This is a genomic window from Luteimonas sp. TWI596 (genome assembly GCF_039674105.1).
In the GTDB taxonomy this organism is placed as follows: domain Bacteria; phylum Pseudomonadota; class Gammaproteobacteria; order Xanthomonadales; family Xanthomonadaceae; genus Luteimonas.
The window spans coordinates 1-3,892 of record NZ_JBDJMU010000043.1; the positions used below are offsets into that span (position 1 = coordinate 1).

The window sequence follows — 3,892 nt, forward strand, 5'->3', positions numbered from 1 at the left end:
TCACCATTTTTTTCGCAGCACGTCCTTGATCACTTCGTTCTCGAGGACCTGCTCGGCCAGCAGCTTCTTCAACCGCGCGTTCTCGGTCTCCAGTTCCTTCAGGCGCTTGGCATCGGACACGTTCATGCCGCCGAACTTGCTGCGCCACAGGTAGTACGACGCCTCGCTGAAGCCGTGGCGACGGCATAGCTCCTTGACCGGCAGCCCGGCCTCGGCCTCACGCAGGAAGCCGATGATCTGTTCTTCGCTGAAACGCTTCTTCACGTCCAATCTCCTTCTCGTTGGGGATTGGACTCCAAAGCAGCCTGCTACTCAATTGCGGGGGGACGTCGGGACCGGGGATTCTCCTTTGAGAATTGGCAGCCAAGAAGCTTCGACTCTTTCGCTGATGCGGCACCCGAAGATGAGGTTGACCTTCCGGTTGATTTTGTTGGGTTGCCGGGCCAGCTCTGGCCCGAGTATGTTCAAGGAAATATGTTCGCGGCCATGCATTCAGACGGTGTCTTCGTCGCGACAGCGAAACGCCCCCGTAGAGATCTACAGAAGTAGAGTTATCTCTTCGCAAGACGCGTGCGAACATTCTGGTGCTGCGCGAGAGGCAGCAGCAGAGCGGAGCGCAGCCAAGCTACGTGAGAGTTTTGCCCGTGGCGTTGCCATCACGGATAGAACCTCTTCTTGTCCTTCAAGCAGCGCTTGAACTGCCCCTTGGCGTAGACAGGAAGCACTACCGCAGGCCTGTATTTCTCCAAGGTCTCTATCTGCTTCCTGCGCATCACAGCAGGCTTTTTGTGAAAGTAGGCCTCGTGAAGCACCGGCACGCGCTTGCTTACAGAGTGGCCCGTGATCAGAGCAATGTCTTCGTCATCGACGTTCTGGTGGTGGAGCTCTGTCGCGATGGTGTGGCGGAAGGCATGGAAACCAACACCTCTAGGGAAACCAAGCTCCTTCATGTAGTGGCTGAACTGGCTAAGCGCTGCCAAGCTGTAGCGAGCATTGGTCTCACCGGTCTTACGGTTCACGCCTGCAGAAAGGTGCGGGAACAGGCGAGGGTGACCGCAGTCCCCGATGTCATCCATGAAGTCCAGGAAGCCTGCGTCCAACAGGGGCTTCGGGATGGGGATCGTTCGGATAGATGCCTTGCCTTTTAGGCTTTGTCGACTCCGTAGCCGGGTCCGGTGCGCTAGGTCAGGGTCTACTGTCTTCTGGATGCGGATACACCAGACTTCGCTCTCTTGGACGATGTCGGCCACCTTCAGCTGAGCGACTTCGTTGATGCGGGCACCTGTATACAGACCGATCATGGGGAGCCACCAGCGATGCGGATACTTGCTCGCCCAGGGAATGAACGTCTTGGGGTCGAAGATGCGCTTGAGATCGTCCTCATCAAAGAGGCGCTCAGGCTTGTTGGGATCGGTGACCAAGTCCTTCTTGATCTCTGCGAACGCAGCCATGGGGGACGCATCAATGGCTTTGGTCTTGACCAGTTGATTGAAGAAAGAGACCAGGAAGCGTCGATGCCGTTCGAGCGTTGCAGGGGCAAGCTGAGGAACGTCTAGCGTTTTGCCGCAGGCAATGGCTTCGTCATAGCTGATCCCTCGATAGGCGGGGTCAGAGAAGAGGCCTGGGGGCGACCAGCGCATGAGGTCCCAGAGTCGGTAGATGTGAGGGTGGTCAATGCGAGAGACGGGGATGTCGCCGCAGGTCATCTGGAGAAGCCGCAGGGTTCGGGCTGTGGAGTCGATGGTCTCTTGGGCGAGGCAGCGGCGTTCCCGGTCTCCCAGGTAGTCCTTGATCTCTACGGATAGAAGCCGGGCAGGGTGGCCTGCGGAGAGTGGCTCAAGGTAGCGCGTGCCTGCGGCATTGATGCGAGAGCGTCGAGAGCGCTCCATAGCCGCGTTGAGGATCTCTTGCGCATGGATGGCCGCTTCGCGTCCGGTGATGACCAGCTCATCAATCCGGAAGCGCCCGATCCTGATGCCCTTAAGGTGCAGCGCGTCATCGGCGTCTGGATTGAAAGGGAAGTCTTGAAGGAAGTTCTTTACTGTTTTTGGCACGGCACTGTCTCCTTGGATAATGAGAGCAGTGCTAAGGCCCGGCTTTGATTCGTCAAACGAGATCTAGAGTGTTTCCGCGTTGCTTAGGCGTTCGCCGAAACGTAGAAATTAGCGCGAAAACTTTTTGAGGAAATTAGTGGGGTGTGGGTTGCGAGGCGCTGTGGCGCAAGGGGTTGCCTCGGGTGAGTGCTTCTATCTTGCAGTCATTTCTGTACTGTACGATTTTGAGAGTGCTTACGCCTAAGCGTGCTTTCTTACAGAATAGGCATGCTCATTTTGAGATGAGAGTTTCATAAATATTCTCAGGATTATTTATGTCGCCGGACTTGGATCCTCTGGGGCCTGCTATCCCAGCGATAAATTCAGGCTTATCCTGAGTAAGTGACCCATGCACGGGACACCAGGTAGTCCTGCTGTATCATCAGTATCTCGATCTTCATCACCGCTCTGATTTTATGTCTTGCTGGTGATAGCGGAGCGGCGGGGGGGGCGCAAAGCTTGGAAGACCTGTCCGGTAAGGGGCCAACCATCCGTTAGATTATTTGTCACTGCCGGTCCGGAGTTGACTCGCTCTCGACGCGCTTCTCTGCCTCTGGTGGGTAGGGTGCAAGGACCGTACTCTGTGGCCCCAAGGGGCAGCTTGCCCTCATGAATTGCGGCCCCGAATTTGTCATTCGACCGATGACTACAAGGTCATCATTTACACGCCCGACACGGTCTCGCACGTCAGCAGAGCATCCGGATCCTTCATACATGTCAAAAAATAGCGCGCTGTGGCTGGCCACCCACCGCATTGATGGGTAGATGAAGGAGGAGCTATTTAGAAGTGCGCTGGCGATTGCGACGATTACAAAGCCAGAGAAGATCCTGGTCAGAGTGATAGCCAAATCCAGATCGCGGACCTTGGATGAGGCCGTGCCGAGCTTTGCTAGTCCCCATATAAGGCCGATGATCACGCCGAAAGTGCCTAAGATAATGACGAGGGCAGCGGCAACTGGAACAAACGAAAGCGGAACCAGAAGCGCGACTGCGCTGGTGAAATAGGACGGATCTTGACCCGTAGCATCGTTGACCGTGATCTTGCTTACCCCTGTTGCAGCCGCGAGGGTCACGACACCCAATACGGTGATGGCCAGTTTCATCAGGGGGTAGTTGAGTCTCTCGACGGTCCAGTAGTAGCACTCCGTTAGGAAAGCAAATGCGAGCAGTGCGCATCCTGCATACGTCGCGACATCGGATGCCAGCGATCTGGGGTCATGGAGGAAGAGCGCGATGCTCAGGAGCATACACGCGACTCCTCCGAGGTATAGGCGCACAGTCGGGCGGTGTTCAAGCCACCAGTTCGCCATATTTCCGGGAATCGAAGAGAGTGAAGCCGGGTGAATCGATATCATGCCTGTCTGCTCAAGATATGGTCGAGCGCGAGACTATAGCGGCGCTATCTCACAACTTGAGATCAGACAATCTATTCTCCGGAGAGGAAGGCTGGGGATTGCCTTCCGCACGGGGCGTAGGCAGGGGCACTAGTAAGGTGGCTCGGCATGCGGTACAAATCGCAAAACAGGCCGCCTCGGCGGGTCTGGTTCTGGGCTTCGTCTTCACATGGATTGGAGGTGTGGCGTGTCGAGTTATATATTCGTTTCCCCTGGTTCTGACCCTGGTATGGGTAAAGCGCTAGTAGACCCGATCTTGCAACCGGACAAGAAAGCGAAATCGACCATGGGAACCGGCAGACTCAACTTCCAAGTGCAACACCCGGCGGAGTGTAGGGTGTCGCGATGGGAAAACAGTACAGCCACCTGAGCGCGGAAGAGCGCGCAGTGCTTCAGGTCGAGCGC

The 3,892-nt window shown here is 56.2% G+C and carries 2 protein-coding genes and 1 pseudogene; all 3 read right to left on the reverse strand.

Features of this window, described 5'->3' with window-relative positions:
• Window positions 1–6: 6 nt before the first annotated feature.
• A pseudogene (locus ABE487_RS17125) lies at window positions 7–264 on the reverse strand (transposase); the annotation flags it as partial.
• Between the two features lie 392 nt (window positions 265–656).
• Entirely contained in the window at window positions 657–2,054 is a 1,398-nt protein-coding gene (locus ABE487_RS17130; RefSeq protein ID WP_346452819.1) for a site-specific integrase, read from the reverse strand.
• 545 nt (window positions 2,055–2,599) lie between these two features.
• Window positions 2,600–3,340, reverse strand: a complete 741-nt coding sequence (locus ABE487_RS17135) for a hypothetical protein (RefSeq protein ID WP_346452818.1) — start codon at window positions 3,338–3,340, stop codon at window positions 2,600–2,602.
• Window positions 3,341–3,892 lie beyond the last annotated feature (552 nt).